We start from the raw sequence: 15,257 nt of genomic DNA on the forward strand, positions 1-15,257 counted from the left end.
GCCCGGGAGCGCCGGGCCCCGGTGCCCCGAGGCGGGCCCGCTCCGGCGTCGGCGGCGCGCGCTGTCACACCATCGACGTACTCTGGAGACCCCGGCCCGTTCGACGTGTCGGGCCGTTTGCGTTGTCACGTCATCCGCTACCCCGGACGGAAAAGCCTTCATGAGCCTGCACGGTCTCCTCGACGCCGTCGTCAAGGACACGGCACTTCACCAGGCGGTCCAGGCCGCGTCCGACGGGCACCGGATGCACGTCGACCTGGTCGGACCGCCCGCCGCCCGCCCCTTCGCGGTCGCCGCCCTGGCCCGCGAGACGCGGCGCACGGTGCTCGCCGTCACCGCCACGGGCCGCGAGGCGGAGGATCTGGCGGCTGCGCTGCGTTCGTTCCTCGACCCCGACTCGGTGGTCGAGTACCCCTCCTGGGAGACCCTGCCGCACGAGCGCCTCTCGCCCCGCTCCGACACCGTCGGCCGCCGCCTCGCCGTCCTGCGCCGGCTCGCCCACCCCACCACCGACGACCCGGAGACCGGCCGGGTGTCCGTAGTCGTCGCCCCGATCCGCTCCGTACTGCAGCCGCAGGTCAAGGGCCTCGGCGACCTGGAGCCGGTGAGCCTGCGCCAGGGCGGCAGCGCGGACCTGCAGGAGACCGTGGAAGCGCTCGCCGCGGCCGCCTACTCGCGGGTCGAACTGGTCGAGAAGCGCGGCGAGTTCGCCGTGCGCGGCGGCATCCTCGACGTGTTCCCGCCCACCGAGGAACACCCCCTGCGCATCGAGTTCTGGGGCGACGACGTCGAGGAGATCCGGTACTTCAAGGTCGCCGACCAGCGCTCGCTCGAGATCGCCGAGCACGGCCTGTGGGCACCCCCGTGCCGCGAGCTCCTCCTCACCGAAGGCGTACGCGAGCGGGCCGCGGCCCTCGCCGAGCAGCACCCGGAGCTCGGTGAACTGCTCGGCAAGATCGCCGAGGGCATCGCCGTCGAGGGCATGGAGTCACTGGCGCCCGTCCTCGTCGACGACATGGAGTTGCTCCTCGACGTGCTGCCGGAGAGCAGTATGGCCGTGGTCTGCGACCCGGAGCGGGTGCGTACCAGGGCCGCCGACCTGGTGGCCACCTCGCAGGAGTTCCTGCACGCGTCGTGGGCGGCCACCGCCGGCGGCGGCAAGGCGCCGATCGACGTCGACGCGGCGTCCCTGTGGGGGATCGCCGATGTGCGCGACCGGGCCCGTGAGCTCGGCATGATGTGGTGGACGGTCTCGCCGTTCGCCGCCGACGAGGAGGCCGAGGGCGCCGCCGACACGCTCAAGCTCGGGATGCACGCCCCGGAGACCTACCGCGGCGACACCGCCCGCGCCCTCGCCGACACCAAGGGCTGGATCGCCGACGGCTGGCGCACCGTCTTCGTCACCGAGGCCCATGGCCCCGCGGCCCGCACCGTCGAGGTGCTCGGTACCGAGGGCATCGCCGCCCGCCTCGAAGCGGATCTGGCGGAGATCGCCCCCTCCGTCGTGCACGTCGCCTGCGGCTCCATCGACTTCGGATTCGTCGATCCCGCACTCAAGCTGGCCGTCCTCACCGAGACCGACCTCACCGGCCAGAAGGCGGCCGGCAAGGAAGGCGCCCGGATGCCGGTCCGGCGCCGCAAGACCATCGACCCGCTGACCCTGGAGGCCGGCGACTACATCGTCCACGAGCAGCACGGCGTCGGCCGCTACATCGAGATGGTGCAGCGCACCGTCCAGGGCGCCACCCGCGAGTACCTCGTCGTCGAGTACGCCCCCGCCAAGCGCGGCCAGCCCGGCGACCGCCTCTACATCCCGACCGACCAGCTGGAGCAGATCACCAAGTACGTCGGCGGCGAGGCACCCACCCTGCACCGGCTCGGCGGCGCGGACTGGACCAAGACCAAGGCCCGCGCCAAGAAGGCGGTCAAGGAGATCGCCGCCGACCTGATCAAGCTCTACAGCGCCCGCATGGCCGCCCCCGGACACACCTTCGGCGCGGACACCCCCTGGCAGCGCGAACTCGAGGACGCCTTCCCGTACATCGAGACGCCCGACCAGGCGACGACGATCGCCGAGGTCAAGGAGGACATGGAGAAGTCGGTCCCGATGGACCGGCTGATCTGCGGCGACGTCGGCTACGGCAAGACGGAGATCGCGGTGCGCGCGGCCTTCAAGGCGGTGCAGGACGGCAAGCAGGTCGCCGTGCTCGTACCGACGACACTGCTTGTACAGCAGCATTTCGGCACGTTCTCCGAGCGGTACTCGCAGTTCCCGGTCAATGTGCGCGCGCTCAGCCGCTTCCAGTCGGAGACCGAGTCGAAGGCGACCCTGGAGGGGCTCAGGGACGGTTCGGTCGACCTCGTCATCGGCACCCACCGGCTCTTCTCCTCCGAGACGAAGTTCAAGGACCTGGGCCTGGTCATCGTCGACGAGGAGCAGCGCTTCGGCGTGGAGCACAAGGAGCAGCTCAAGAAGCTCCGGGCGAACGTCGACGTGCTGACCATGTCCGCGACCCCCATCCCGCGCACCCTGGAGATGGCCGTCACCGGCATCCGTGAGATGTCCACGATCACCACCCCGCCGGAGGAGCGGCACCCGGTGCTGACCTTCGTCGGGCCCTACGAAGAACGGCAGATCGGCGCGGCGATCCGCCGTGAACTCCTGCGCGAGGGCCAGGTCTTCTACATCCACAACCGAGTGGACTCCATCGACCGGGCGGCCTCCCGGCTGCGCGCGATCGTGCCCGAGGCGCGGATCGCCACCGCGCACGGGCAGATGTCGGAGGCCGCGCTCGAGCAGGTCGTGGTCGACTTCTGGGAGAAGAAGTTCGACGTGCTGGTGTCGACGACGATCGTCGAGTCGGGCATCGACATCTCCAACGCCAACACCCTGATCGTCGAGCGCGGCGACAACTTCGGTCTGTCGCAGCTGCACCAGCTGCGCGGCCGGGTCGGGCGCGGCCGTGAGCGCGGGTACGCGTACTTCCTGTACCCGCCGGAGAAGCCGCTCACCGAGACGGCGCACGAGCGGCTCGCGACCATCGCCCAGCACACCGAGATGGGCGCCGGCATGTACGTGGCGATGAAGGACCTGGAGATCCGCGGTGCGGGAAACCTGCTCGGCGGCGAGCAGTCCGGACACATCGCGGGCGTCGGCTTCGACCTCTACGTCCGCATGGTGGGCGAGGCCGTCGCGGACTACCGCGCCTCGCTCGAGGGCGGCGTGGAGGAGGAGCCGCCGCTCGAGGTCAAGATCGAACTGCCCGTCGACGCCCACGTACCGCACGACTACGCGCCCGGCGAGCGCCTGCGCCTGCAGGCGTACCGCGCCATCGCCTCCGCCAACACGGAGGACGACGTCAAGGCGGTACGTGAGGAACTCACCGACCGCTACGGCAAGCTCCCCGAGCCGGTGGAGAACCTGCTCCTGGTGGCCGGCCTGCGGATGCTCGCCCGCGCCTGCGGGGTGGGTGAGATCGTGCTGCAGGGCACCAACATCCGCTTCGCGCCGGTCGAATTGAGGGAGTCCCAGGAGCTGCGTCTCAAGCGCCTCTACCCGGGGACGGTCATCAAACCGACCAACCACCAGCTCCTGGTCCCGCGCCCGAAGACCGCGAAGGTCGGCGGCAAGCCGCTGACGGGGCGCGAACTCCTCGCGTGGGTCGGGGAGTTCCTCACGTCGATTCTGGGGTCGTGAGGACGGGTGTCGTGAGGACAGGTGTCTTGAGGGCGGAGGCTGTCGGGGCGGGGCCGTGACGAAGGCAGAGGTGTGAGAGCGGAGTTCAGGATCCGGCCGGTCTGAAGAGCATCTCCGCCAGCGCGCGGAACATGTTCTCGGGATCCTGCTCGCCCACGGCGTCGTCCAGATTGTGGTTCATCAGCAGCGTGGCGAAGCCGTGGGCGAGCGACCAGGCGGCCACACCCGCGAGCCGTGCGTCCTCACCGCGCCCCTCCGCCGGTACGGAGTCGACGGCGCTGCGAAGGCTGTGGGAGGCGAGAGCCTGCGCGGTGGACAGCTCCAGATCCTGCGTACGCAGCAGCTCCGGCCGGAACATCACGACGAAGTACGCCGGTTGCTCGCGCGCGAACCGCACGTACCGCACCCCCGCCTCGCGCAGGCTGCCCGCTGCCGACAGGGTCTCGGCGAGCAGGGCGTAGCCCTCCGCGGCGATGGCGGTGAGCAGGCCGGTGCGGTCCTTGAAGTGGTGAGCGGGCGCGGCGTGCGAGACGCCTGCCCGGCGGGCGAGATCGCGCAGGCTGAGCGCGGCCGGTCCGTGGGCGGCGATCGCTTCGAGGGCTGCGGTCAGGATGGATCTGCGCAGGTCGCCGTGGTGGTAGGGGCGGTCGGTCGGCTCGGTCGGGTGGGGAGGTGGGTCGGTTGGGTCGGCGGGTTTCGGGGGCTCGTCGGAACGGGGCATGCGATCACCCTACGAAGAATCTAGGCATTGACAAGTTCATCGGCATCGTGGAATCTTGTCAGTGTCAAGATTCGGTAGTGGTTGTAGTCGTGATTCGTACCGAGGGGGAGGCCGTCATGTCGGGAAGCGAGCGCATCGAGACGCAGGGGCGTGAGATCGGGGGACCGGAGCCGGAGATGAGCGTGGCCCGCGTGCGGCAGATGTGGCATCTGCTGGAGCCGCTGCATGCGGTGCTGTACTACGCACCGGAGGCGTTCGACGAGGCCGCGAAGCTCGGCTTCGCGGTCGAGGAGCGGTGGCCCAGCTACTTCGCCTGGCGGGCCGCGCCCCTGGGCGCCGCAGGCGCGGAGCGCGTGACCTCCGCCTTCTACAGCTTCAGCCCCCGCACGGTGGCCGAGCACGTGCCCGCCGCCTGGGCGGTGGCCGGCCCGGAGCGCATCCTGCAGAGCCGACTGCGAGCCGTCGACCGCGCCTACCGAGCCCTGTTCGGCGCGCGCCTCGACGGACCGGAGCTGGCCGAGGCAGCCGAACTGGCCCGCGCCGCCGCGGAGTCGGCGGACACGGCCGGCCGGCCGTTGGCCGCGGCCAACGCGGCCCTGCCCTGGCCCGAATCACCCCACCTGATCCTGTGGCAGGCCGCGACGATACTGCGGGAGCAGCGCGGCGACGGTCATCTGGCCGCACTGCTCACCGCAGGACTGGACCCGGTCGAGTCCCTGGTGTCCTTCGCGGCGATCGGCGCCGCCCCGACGGAGCGCTTCGAGAGCCGGGGCTGGAGCAGCACCGAGTGGGCGTCCGCACGCGAACGACTGGTCACGCGCGGCCTGTTGGACCCGTCGGGTGCCGCGACGGACGAGGGCCACCGACTGCGCGCCGAGGTCGAGCAGCGCACCGACGTACTGGCCGCCGTTCCCTGGCGGACTCTCGGCGAGGACCGCACGGCCCGTCTCGCCGACCTCCTCGGCGACTTCTGGCTCACCACGATCACCTCCGGACTCCTCCCCTCCGAGAACACCCTGGGCATAGGCAAGGTCTGACTGTCCGAGGGCGGGGAGCGATGCGGTCGGCTCGGCGAGGCGGGCTCGTCGGCTCGCCGAACTGCCTCTGCGTACGTGCGCGCCGGACGCCACCGGCATCGTGCGGCTCGACCGGCGGATGCCGGCCGCACTGGTGGTCAGCCAGCCGGAGTTGGCGGGCCTCCTGGTGTCCGACGTCTTCGCGGCGCTGCTCGCGCTCGATCCGGCGGACCGGGCGGTGCTGCTCGAGGCGCTGGAGGCGTGGTCGGCGTGGTCGGCGTGGTCGGCGTGCGAAGGCTCGGCGGGGCGAGCTGCGAGGCGTCTGTACTGCCACCGGACACGGTCTTCAACCGCGGGCGCGCGTACGCTCGGCGTCTCGTACGTCCCAGGGCCGAGTCGACAGTCCGGGAGAGTCCGAGCAGCCGTGCCGCGCCGTCACAGCGAGGAGGGGGAGGTGGGTGCCGTGCCCTGTCACCTGCGGTTCTTCTTCGAGTACGGCGTGGACACCCCGCTGTGGCCCGGCTCGCCCGGCGATCCGCACCTGGACAGCCCCTACGGCTACCCGTGCGACCTGGACAGGCTCCCGATCACGGCGGCAACCCGGGCCGAGCTGACGAGACTGGCCGATCGCTACCAGTCGTCGCTCGACGAGGAGTATCCGCCTGGCCCTTCACGGTGGCCCATGGACGAGCGGGAACTGTTCCAACGGCAGTCGGACGCCGCCGTCGAAGCGCTGCGCCGAGAGCTGGGCAGCGGCTGGACGATCGAGTACCGGCGCCCGCAGTTCTGACCCGAAGCGCGTGCGTCACGCGCCGCTTCCCCGGCCGGGGCAGGTGCCGACTCCGCAGACCGGCCGTAGGCAAATGCGCTTCCTCCCGGTGAAGGTGGTGAATACCGTGCACGCCATGGAGCTAGATATCAGCACGCTCGCCGAGCGGCCCGAACTGCAGGACGCTCTGTGGCAGCTGTCCGACACCTGGCCCGAGTACATCCAGAACGACCCGGTGGGCTGGTCGCACTTCGACCGGATCGTGGCGGAGCTGCCGGAGTACGTCCTGGTGGCGACGGACGAGCAGGGCGCCTTGGTCGCCAGGGCGCTGAGCGTGCCGTTCGCGCTGCACGAGAAGGGCCGCGACGGAGAACTTCCCGATGGCGGCTGGGACCAGGTCCTGGTGTGGGCGTTCGCGGACCGGCGGCACGGCGTCGACCCGGACACGGTGAGCGCCATCGAGATCACCGTGTCCGCCGGTCGGCAGGGCAGCGGGATCTCGGCCGTCATGCTGGCCGCGATGCGGGAGAACGCACGGGCGCGGGGGTTCAGCGAGGTGGTCGCCCCGGTCCGGCCCAGCGCCAAGCACCGCGAGCCGCACGCCTCGATATACGAATACGCCCGCCGGATCCGGCCGGAGGACGGCCTGCCCCACGACCCGTGGCTGCGGGTGCACGTACGGGCCGGCGGTGTGATCGAGAAGGTGGCACCGACCTCGATGTGCGTACCGGGCTCGGTGGCGCAATGGCGCGACTGGACGGGTCTGCCCTTCGACCGGCCGGGCGAGGTCGAGGTGCCGGGCGCCCTGGTCCCCGTCCACTGCGATCCCGAGCGCGGACACGCGGTGTACGTGGAGCCCAACGTCTGGGTACGACACCGCATGTGAGCCCGCCCGGGTCCCGCTCCGGAAGGGCGCCCACCCCGTCCACGTACGACACCCGCGCGAACCCTGACCCTGCGATGCGATCGACGCGTGCCCCCAACTCCCGCCGAATCGTTGGTCGAATCAGTGGCCGAACCTGCGGCCACTGCCTAACATCGATCACCGCAACACCTGTGCCCGTCCGTCGTCCCGACCGCCACCCAGGCGGCGGGGTCGAGCGCGGCACCCGAAGGTGTCAATCTCGCCGCCGGGAGGCCTCCTTGCACCGCCGCCGTCGCACCGCGCTCACCGTTTCCGCCGCTCTGCTCGTCGCGGCACCGCTCCTGTCCGCCTGTGGGAACGAGGCGCACCCGGGAGCCGCGGCCGTGGTCGGCGGGGACCGCATCACCGTCGAGCAACTGCAGTCCCGGGTCGGCGAGGTCAGGACGGCACAGCAGAAAGCCACCGCGAAGTCGGACGAGTACGCACAGGCGGTCGAGAAGACCGGCGGCCTCACCCGGAGCACCCTGCAGTCGATGGTGCTCGACCGGGTACTGCACCGGGCCGCCACCGACGCGGGCGTCGAGGTCAGCCGGCGCGAGGTGCAGGAGCTGCGCGACCAGGTCGAGCAGCAGGCCGGCGGCCGCAAGGCGTTCGAGACCGGCTGGCTGCAGCAGTACAGCATCGCTCCGGGCCGGATCGACGACAGCCTGCGCACCGAGATCGAGGCGCAGAAGCTGTACGCCGCGCTGGGTGTCCAGCCGCAGAGCGAGGAGGGGCAGGCCGCGTTCTGGAGTGCGCTCGCCGACGCCTCGAAGGCCCTGAAGGTCGACCTCAACCCGCGCTACGGCAGCTGGGACGTGGCCAAGAGCCGCCGGGCGGACGCCAAGACGCCGTGGCTGCGCGAGGTCAGCGCCAAGGATCAGCAGCAGGCGTAACGTCGCCGAACGGGCCGCCCGCCGGGGCAACCGCCAGGGCGGCCCTCAAGTGTCTGCTCGCAACGCCCGAACTCCGCGCCCGCCGCAAGGAGCCGGTTAGCGCGACGAACCACCCGTCGCGATGAACTGCCCCCCCCGCAAGGAGCCGGGCGGCGGCCCGCTCGCGTCCTGGCCCGGTCCGGCCGGGAACTCACCGGCCCGGTCCGGCCGGGAACTCACCGGCCCGGTCCGGCCGGGAACTCACCGGCCCGGTCCGGCCGGATACTCACCGGCCCGGTCCGGCCGGGAACTCACCGGCCCGGTCCGGCCGGGAACTCACCGGCCCGGTCCGGCCGGGAACTCACCGGCCCGGTCCGGCCGGATACTCACCGGCCCCGTCCGCCCGGATACACACCGGCCCCGCCCGCCCGGAACTTCACCGGCCCCGGCGGGGCGCGTACACCGGCCCGAGGACTTCCAGGCCCCTCGGGCCTCCCCGCACGGGTGTCGGTGGAGGGCGTTAGGTTCGTGGGGTGAACGCTGAAGATGCCGGTCGTGTCGTCCTGCTCACCACCAGCCACCGGGTCGCGCCGGGCCTGCTGTCCTGGCCCGCGTGGCAGGTGCTGCACAGTGCCCGGCGGGTGCTGTGCTCCGACCCGGAGCACCCGCAGTTGCCGTATCTGCGCGAGGCAGGTGTCGCCGTGGAGGAGGCGGCGCCCGAGGCGCAGGACCTGGTCGACGCCACCGCCGGCGGCGACACCGTGGTCGTCGTGGCCTCCGGAGAGGGGGAGTCCCGGCTGACCGACGGCCTCGCCCGTCTGGCCGGTTCGGGTCGGGTCGAGATGCCGGCTCTGGAGCTGCTGCCCGCCTCCTACGATCTGCCCGGCGCGCGGCTGCTCGACCTGGTGCAGGTGATGGACCGGATCCGTCTCGAGTGCCCGTGGTCCTCGCGGCAGACCCACGAGGGACTCGCCAAGTACGGCATCGAAGAGGCCTACGAACTCGTGGAGGCCATCGAGGACGGCGACCGCGTCGAACTGCGCGAGGAACTCGGCGACGTACTGCTGCAGGTGGTGTTCCACGCCCGGATCGCAGAGGACGACGACGAGGAGCCGTTCTCCGTGGACGATGTGGCGGCCGGCATCGTCGCCAAGCTCATCCACCGCCACCCGCACGTGTTCGGCGACGAGCATGCCGAGACGCCCGAGGACGTCAAGGCGCACTGGCTGCGCACGAAGGCCGAGGAGAAGCAGCGCGATTCGGTCACCGAGGGTGTACCGCTCGGGCAGCCGGGCCTGGCGCTCGCCGCCAAACTCGCGGGCCGCGCGCGTACCGCCGGTCTCGACGTCGCCCTGCCTTCGGGCGACGGCATCGGCTACGAACTCCTTGCGATGGCCGTACGAGCCCAGGCGGAGGGCACCGACCCGGAGTCGGCCCTGCGCGCCGCCGGCCGCGCCTACCGCGACGCGATCCTCGCCGCGGAGTCCGGAGCATGAGCGACTCCTCCACTCCTGCCTCCACCCCTTCTTCCTGCCCGCACGCCGACGCCACCGCGCCCGACGCCACCGCACCCCGCCCCGCCCCGGCCGGCACCCCGGCGGACCCCGCCTCCGGGCCTGCCCCCGGACCCGCCCCCGGCCCTCAACCCGATCTGTTCAGCTGGCAGTTCGCGGCCGACCCGTACCCCGCGTACGCCTGGCTGCGGGAGCATGCGCCGGTGCACCGCACCCGGCTGCCGAGCGGGGTCGAGGCCTGGCTGGTCACCCGGTACGAGGACGCCCGCGTGGCCCTCGCCGACCAGCGCCTGTCCAAGAACGCGGCGCACCACGACGAGCCCGCGCACGCCAAGGGCAAGACCGGCATCCCCGGTGAGCGCAAGGCCGAGCTGATGACGCATCTGCTCAACATCGACCCGCCGGACCACACCCGCCTGCGCCGCCTGGTGTCGAAGGCCTTCACGCCACGCCGCGTGGCCCGCTTCGCACCCCGGGTCCAGGAACTGACGGACGAACTGATCGACGGCTTCGCGCAGCGCGGTGACGCGGATCTGATCCACGAGTTCGCCTTCCCTCTGCCGATCTACGCGATCTGCGATCTGCTCGGCGTCCCGCGCGAGGACCAGGACGACTTCCGCGACTGGGCGGGCATGATGATCCGGCACGGGGGAGGACCGCGCGGCGGAGTGGCTCGTTCTGTGAAGAAGATGCGCACGTATCTCGCCGAGCTGATTCACCGTAAGCGTGCGGAACTGCCCGAAGTGCCCGACCCCGACGAGGATCTGCTCTCCGGTCTGATCCGGGCCTCCGACCACGGCGAGCATCTGACGGAGAACGAGGCCGCGGCGATGGCCTTCATCCTCCTCTTCGCCGGCTTCGAGACCACCGTCAACCTGATCGGGAACGGCACTCTCAACCTGCTCCGCCACCCCGGCGAGCGTGAGCTTCTGGCCGCCGCGATCGAGGCGGACGACACCACCCTTCTCGACACCGGGATCGAGGAACTCCTGCGCCACGACGGGCCGGTGGAGATGGCCACCTGGCGTTTCGCCACCGAACCACTCACCGTCGGCGGGCAGCAGATCGCCGCAGGCGACCCGGTTCTCGTGGTGCTCGCGGCGGCTGACCGCGACCCGGAGCGGTTCCGCGATCCGGACACCTTGGACCTGACGCGAAGTGACAATCAGCACCTCGGTTACGGACACGGCATCCACTACTGCCTCGGCGCACCCCTCGCCAGGCTCGAAGGGCGGACCGCTGTCGCGACGTTGCTGCGCCGGCTTCCCGACCTGCGGCTCGCGGTGAATCCGGACGATTTGCGCTGGCGTGGCGGCCTGATCATGCGTGGACTGCGCACGCTGCCCGTGGAGTTCACGCCCGCGCCCCCGCGTAAACGTTCTGACGCATCGTCAAGAATGTGACTTTCGCGTGATCTCCCCTGAACCGGCTTGTGACAAGCGTTCGACTCCCGCTACGTTCACCGTCGACTCACCAGTCACGCGACTCACCCGTCACGTGGATGTCAGGCGAAAGGCAACTGCATGCTCTCCGGGAACGGCCGACACCGTCGACCCCGTCAGGCGCCGGCCCTCGTGGTCGCGGCCGGCGTCACCGGCTCGGCCATCGCGATTCCGCTGATCGGCGCCACCGGTGCGAGTGCCGAGGAGGCCCCGACCTGGGACCGCCTCGCCGCCTGCGAAAGCGGCGGCCTGTGGAGCGCGCACATGAACAACGGCTTCTACGGCGGCCTGCAGATGACCCAGGACACCTGGGAGGGCTACGGCGGCCTCGACTACGCACCGCGTGCAGACCTGGCCAGCCGCTCCCAGCAGATCGCCGTCGCGGAGAAGGTACTGGCGGACCAGGGACCGACCGCCTGGCCGACCTGCGCGCCGATAGCCGGCCTCGACGGAGCCGATGACGACGCATCGGGCGACACCGGAGCGGACGACTCCGCGGACCCCGAGGCGAAGCCCTCGGACTCCGCCGACCCGTCGGATTCCACCGAGCCCACCGACGACGCGAGCAAGCCCTCGGGCGAAGCGGGCGAGGACGGTGAAGAGGGCGGCGAGAAGGCCCCCACCGGCACCCCGGACACCTCCGAGTCCGCCGACCCCACCGAGTTGCCGTCCGGCGCCCCCGAGTCCGGGGCCGGCGACGAGCCTTCCGGCGAGACCGGCCCGTCCACCTCGCCCGGAGCCACCGACGGCACCGATGCCACTGAAGGCACAGAAGATGCAGAGGGGTCGGGCAAGGGCGATTCGGGCAAGAGTCGCGAAGGCACTGAAAAGCCCTCGGGCGAGAAGCCGTCCGACAGCTTCGGTGACGGCTCATGGGTCACAGAACCGGACAACTCCGGCGAGAACGGCACCCCTTCGCCCGGCGACACCGAGACCGCCGACCCCTCGCCGTCCGGGTCCGGGGAGTCCGGCGGGTCCGGTAAGGGCCGTCACCGCGGTGACGAAGCTCATGAGGGTGACAAGGGCGACAAGGGTGGCCGCGGCGGGGGCTCCGGGCGGCACGCCTCGCGCGACGGCGACTCGTCCCGCGACGGCGACGACGGCGCGTACAAGGTGCGCGCCGGAGACAACCTCTGGGCGATCGCGGACGGGCAGAAGGTGGACGGTGGTTGGGCCGCGATCTACGACCTCAACAAGGACGTCGTCGGCTCCGACCCGGATTTGATCCTTCCTGGCCAAAGCCTTGATCTGGGCGAAAAGTAGCGGCAGTTCGCGCTGAATGTCCGAGTTAAAGTCGCTTGGGCTGAAGTGAGAGATGGGTCTCATGAGCCCTGATCGTCTTTGTATTTCCCCGGATTCGGTGCTTAACGTCATCACCGCTCGCCACTGGCGGGCCCCGATGGCCGTCACGCCGAATCCTGCCGGCGGCCCGAGGGAACAGTCGTCGCGTAAAGCGCCGTAGGCAGGAGCGGGGGACCCAAGGTTTGCGCCGGGCCCGGCCGTTGAGCATCTGCTCGACGGCGGACCGGCTTGGGGTGAAGTCTCGCGAGAGGGTGGAAACCCTCCCGAGACCGGACAACTCACTTGGTCCGAACCCGACAGCTCACCTCGCAGGCGTCGGTGAGGGGATCACTTGATGCTGTTCAACTCCAAGGGCAAGCACCGCCGTCCGTCCAAGGCCACCCGCGTCGCCACGATCGCCGGCGTCACCGGTGCCGCCGTCGCCGTCCCGCTGATGAGCGCCACCGGCGCCTCGGCCGCCACCACCTCCGAGTGGGACCAGGTCGCGCAGTGCGAGTCCGGCGGCGACTGGTCGATCAACACCGGCAACGGCTACTCCGGCGGCCTGCAGTTCTCGCCGTCCACGTGGTCCGCGTACGGCGGCACCGCCTACGCCGCGTCGGCCGACCAGGCCTCCAAGTCCCAGCAGATCGCGGTCGCCGAGAAGGTCCTCGCCGGCCAGGGCAAGGGTGCCTGGCCGAGCTGCGGCGTCGGCCTGTCCAGCGCCTCCCCGGACAGCGGTGCGGCCGAGCAGCCGCAGGAGTCCGCTCCGGAGCAGGCCGCCCCGCAGCAGGAGCGCCAGGACGACCAGGCCGCCAGCCGCTCGCAGGAGCGCGCCGAGCCGAAGCCTGCCGAGAAGACCGTCGAGACCCCGACCGGCAAGAAGGTCGAGAAGGGTGACGGCGAGTACAAGGTGAAGACCGGCGACACCCTCTCCAAGATCGCCGAGTCGGAGGACGTCGACGGCGGCTGGAAGAAGCTGTTCAAGCTCAACGACGACATCGTCGACGACGCCGACTACATCTTCCCGGGCCAGCAGCTCCACCTGAGCTGATCACTGGACCCCGGCGGGTCCGGTCCGTACGGGTCTCCGGCGGGCCCCGTCCGAACCGCACCCGCCCGCGTCCGCGGTGCCGCCCCCGTGGCGGCGCCGGGACGCAGGCAGCCCGCCCCGTGTGGGCAGCCACCGCTCCATCCCCCCCCCACGGAGCGATCCCCCCATGTTTTCCCCGGACTGCCCCGTCCCGGCGCGACTCCCCCGTACGCGCCGGGGCGGGGCACACCCTTGCGCGGACCCCGCCGCAGCGGCCGGGTCCGCGCTCACCGTCCCGTTACCCGTAGGTAGGGAACGGGTCGCTTTGCCCCGTAACAGTGGCCTTCGACCACCATTTCGTCCCAGCGGACGGGCGGTCGGCTGGCCGAAGGCCGCGGGCCGGTTAGGCTCATGACCGCGGGGCGTTGATGACTCCGCACCCGCGGGGACACACAGAGCCCCCGCACCGCAGGGGCAACGAGGCCCCCGCACCCGCAGGGGCCACCGCGCCCCCGCACCCGCACTCTCAGCGTCACATCCCAGAAGGAGATGCTCGTGCCGTCCATCGACGTCGTCGTAGCCCGGGAAATCCTGGACTCCCGAGGCAACCCCACGGTCGAGGTCGAGGTAGGCCTCGACGACGGCAGCACCGGCCGTGCTGCCGTCCCGTCCGGCGCCTCGACGGGAGCCTTCGAGGCCGTCGAGCTCCGCGACGGTGACCCGAACCGCTACCAGGGCAAGGGCGTCGAGAAGGCCGTACTGGCCGTCATCGAGCAGATCGGCCCGGAGCTCGTCGGCTACGACGCCACCGAGCAGCGCCTGATCGACCAGGCGATGTTCGACCTGGACGCCACCGACAACAAGGGCTCGCTCGGCGCCAACGCGATCCTCGGCGTCTCGCTCGCCGTCGCGCACGCCGCCTCCGAGGCGTCCGACCTGCCGCTCTTCCGCTACCTCGGCGGCCCGAACGCGCACCTGCTGCCCGTTCCGATGATGAACATCCTGAACGGCGGCTCGCACGCCGACTCCAACGTGGACATCCAGGAGTTCATGATCGCGCCGATCGGCGCCGAGTCCTTCTCCGAGGCCCTGCGCTGGGGCGCCGAGGTCTACCACACCCTCAAGAAGGTGCTGAAGGAGAAGGGCCTGTCCACCGGCCTCGGCGACGAGGGCGGCTTCGCCCCGAACCTGGACTCCAACCGTGCCGCCCTCGACCTCATCATCGAGGCCATCGAGAAGGCCGGTTACACGCCCGGCGAGCAGATCGCGCTCGCCCTGGACGTCGCCGCCTCCGAGTTCTACAAGGACGGCAAGTACCAGTTCGAGGGCAAGGAGCGCTCGGCCGCGGAGATGACCGAGTACTACGAGGAGCTCGTCGACGCGTACCCGCTCGTCTCCATCGAGGACCCGCTCTTCGAGGACGACTGGGCCGGCTGGAACGTCGTCACCGCGAAGCTCGGCGAGAAGGTCCAGCTGGTGGGTGACGACCTGTTCGTCACCAACCCGGAGCGCCTCTCCCGCGGCATCGAGGAGAAGTCCGCGAACGCCCTGCTCGTCAAGGTCAACCAGATCGGCTCGCTCACCGAGACCCTGGACGCCGTCGAGCTGGCCCAGCGCAGCGGCTTCAAGTGCATGATGAGCCACCGCTCCGGCGAGACCGAGGACGTCACCATCGCCGACCTCGCCGTCGCCACCAACTGCGGCCAGATCAAGACCGGCGCCCCGGCCCGCTCCGAGCGCGTCGCCAAGTACAACCAGCTGCTGCGCATCGAGGAGATCCTGGACGACGCCGCGGTGTACGCGGGCCGCAGCGCGTTTCCCCGCTACAAGGGCTGACGCCCTGCGCTCGGCGGTCCCGCGCTTCAAGGGCCGAGTCGCCTCAAGGGCCGAGTCCCTTCAAGGGCTTGGGCCGCTGAGGCGCCCGACCAGGTCAAGCCTCGTCGAGCGTTAGCCAGTCGTACGTACGTCCCCGGCCGCGGTCCCGTACCGTGTCCGGGGACGTACG

At 71.1% G+C, this 15,257-nt stretch carries 11 protein-coding genes, 1 pseudogene and 1 riboswitch; of the genes and pseudogenes, 11 read left to right on the forward strand and 1 reads right to left on the reverse strand.

The annotated features are described in order from the left end of the window. The first annotated feature begins 160 nt into the window (after positions 1 to 160). A complete protein-coding gene (gene mfd / locus DSC45_RS19405) occupies positions 161 to 3,697 on the forward strand; it encodes a transcription-repair coupling factor (protein WP_119292636.1) in 3,537 nt (1,178 codons plus the stop codon). A gap of 85 nt (positions 3,698 to 3,782) precedes the next feature. Here mfd and DSC45_RS19410 read toward each other — a convergent pair whose 3' ends face one another. Further along, the gene (locus DSC45_RS19410) at positions 3,783 to 4,418 is read right to left on the reverse strand and encodes a TetR/AcrR family transcriptional regulator (RefSeq protein WP_119292638.1); all 636 of its coding nucleotides are present in this window, start codon (positions 4,416 to 4,418) and stop codon (positions 3,783 to 3,785) included. Positions 4,419 to 4,594: 176 nt separating this feature from the next. On the opposite strand from DSC45_RS19410, the gene DSC45_RS19415 reads away from it, so the two are divergent. The 10 genes and pseudogenes from DSC45_RS19415 (at position 4,595) to eno (ending at position 15,088) form a co-directional block, all read left to right on the forward strand. After that, on the forward strand, positions 4,595 to 5,455 hold the full coding sequence (locus DSC45_RS19415; RefSeq protein ID WP_119292836.1) for an SCO6745 family protein: 861 nt from the start codon (positions 4,595 to 4,597) through the stop codon (positions 5,453 to 5,455). 40 nt (positions 5,456 to 5,495) lie between these two features. Continuing rightward, positions 5,496 to 5,794: pseudogene (locus DSC45_RS36440) on the forward strand (PucR family transcriptional regulator); the annotation flags it as partial. A 103-nt stretch (positions 5,795 to 5,897) separates the two neighbouring features. After that, positions 5,898 to 6,224 (forward strand): hypothetical protein, encoded by a 327-nt coding sequence (locus DSC45_RS19425; RefSeq protein WP_119292838.1) that lies wholly within the window; start codon positions 5,898 to 5,900, stop codon positions 6,222 to 6,224. A 115-nt stretch (positions 6,225 to 6,339) separates the two neighbouring features. Next, complete coding sequence (locus DSC45_RS19430; RefSeq protein WP_119292840.1) at positions 6,340 to 7,089, forward strand: N-acetyltransferase; 750 nt, start codon at positions 6,340 to 6,342, stop codon at positions 7,087 to 7,089. Between the two features lie 257 nt (positions 7,090 to 7,346). After that, entirely contained in the window at positions 7,347 to 8,003 is a 657-nt protein-coding gene (locus DSC45_RS19435) for a SurA N-terminal domain-containing protein (protein WP_119292640.1), read from the forward strand. Positions 8,004 to 8,515: 512 nt separating this feature from the next. Next, positions 8,516 to 9,478, forward strand: coding sequence for a nucleoside triphosphate pyrophosphohydrolase (locus DSC45_RS19440; RefSeq protein WP_119292642.1), 963 nt, complete (start codon positions 8,516 to 8,518; stop codon positions 9,476 to 9,478). Next, on the forward strand, positions 9,475 to 10,899 hold the full coding sequence (locus DSC45_RS19445) for a cytochrome P450 family protein (protein ID WP_119292644.1): 1,425 nt from the start codon (positions 9,475 to 9,477) through the stop codon (positions 10,897 to 10,899). The genes DSC45_RS19440 and DSC45_RS19445 overlap by 4 nt, the downstream gene beginning before the upstream one ends. A gap of 120 nt (positions 10,900 to 11,019) precedes the next feature. Continuing rightward, complete coding sequence (locus DSC45_RS19450) at positions 11,020 to 12,201, forward strand: transglycosylase family protein (protein ID WP_119292646.1); 1,182 nt, start codon at positions 11,020 to 11,022, stop codon at positions 12,199 to 12,201. 181 nt (positions 12,202 to 12,382) lie between these two features. After that, a riboswitch (cyclic di-AMP (ydaO/yuaA leader) is annotated at positions 12,383 to 12,570 on the forward strand. Between the two features lie 4 nt (positions 12,571 to 12,574). Next, the gene (locus DSC45_RS19455) at positions 12,575 to 13,273 is read left to right on the forward strand and encodes a transglycosylase family protein (protein WP_119292648.1); all 699 of its coding nucleotides are present in this window, start codon (positions 12,575 to 12,577) and stop codon (positions 13,271 to 13,273) included. Between the two features lie 534 nt (positions 13,274 to 13,807). Beyond that, positions 13,808 to 15,088, forward strand: coding sequence for a phosphopyruvate hydratase (gene eno / locus DSC45_RS19460; protein WP_119292842.1), 1,281 nt, complete (start codon positions 13,808 to 13,810; stop codon positions 15,086 to 15,088). The last annotated feature ends 169 nt before the right edge of the window (positions 15,089 to 15,257 follow it).

This window comes from Streptomyces sp. YIM 130001 (genome assembly GCF_003574445.1).
Lineage (GTDB): Bacteria > Actinomycetota > Actinomycetes > Streptomycetales > Streptomycetaceae > Streptomyces.

Excerpts from the sequence above, each read along its gene's own strand:
- mfd (WP_119292636.1), top strand. The coding sequence starts at position 161 with ATGAGCCTGCACGGTCTCCTCGACGCCGTCGTCAAGGACACGGCACTT.
- DSC45_RS19410 (WP_119292638.1), bottom strand. The coding sequence starts at position 4,418 with ATGCCCCGTTCCGACGAGCCCCCGAAACCCGCCGACCCAACCGACCCA.
- DSC45_RS19415 (WP_119292836.1), top strand. The coding sequence starts at position 4,595 with ATGAGCGTGGCCCGCGTGCGGCAGATGTGGCATCTGCTGGAGCCGCTG.
- DSC45_RS19430 (WP_119292840.1), top strand. The coding sequence starts at position 6,340 with ATGGAGCTAGATATCAGCACGCTCGCCGAGCGGCCCGAACTGCAGGAC.
- DSC45_RS19445 (WP_119292644.1), top strand. The coding sequence starts at position 9,475 with ATGAGCGACTCCTCCACTCCTGCCTCCACCCCTTCTTCCTGCCCGCAC.
- DSC45_RS19450 (WP_119292646.1), top strand. The coding sequence starts at position 11,020 with ATGCTCTCCGGGAACGGCCGACACCGTCGACCCCGTCAGGCGCCGGCC.
- DSC45_RS19455 (WP_119292648.1), top strand. The coding sequence starts at position 12,575 with ATGCTGTTCAACTCCAAGGGCAAGCACCGCCGTCCGTCCAAGGCCACC.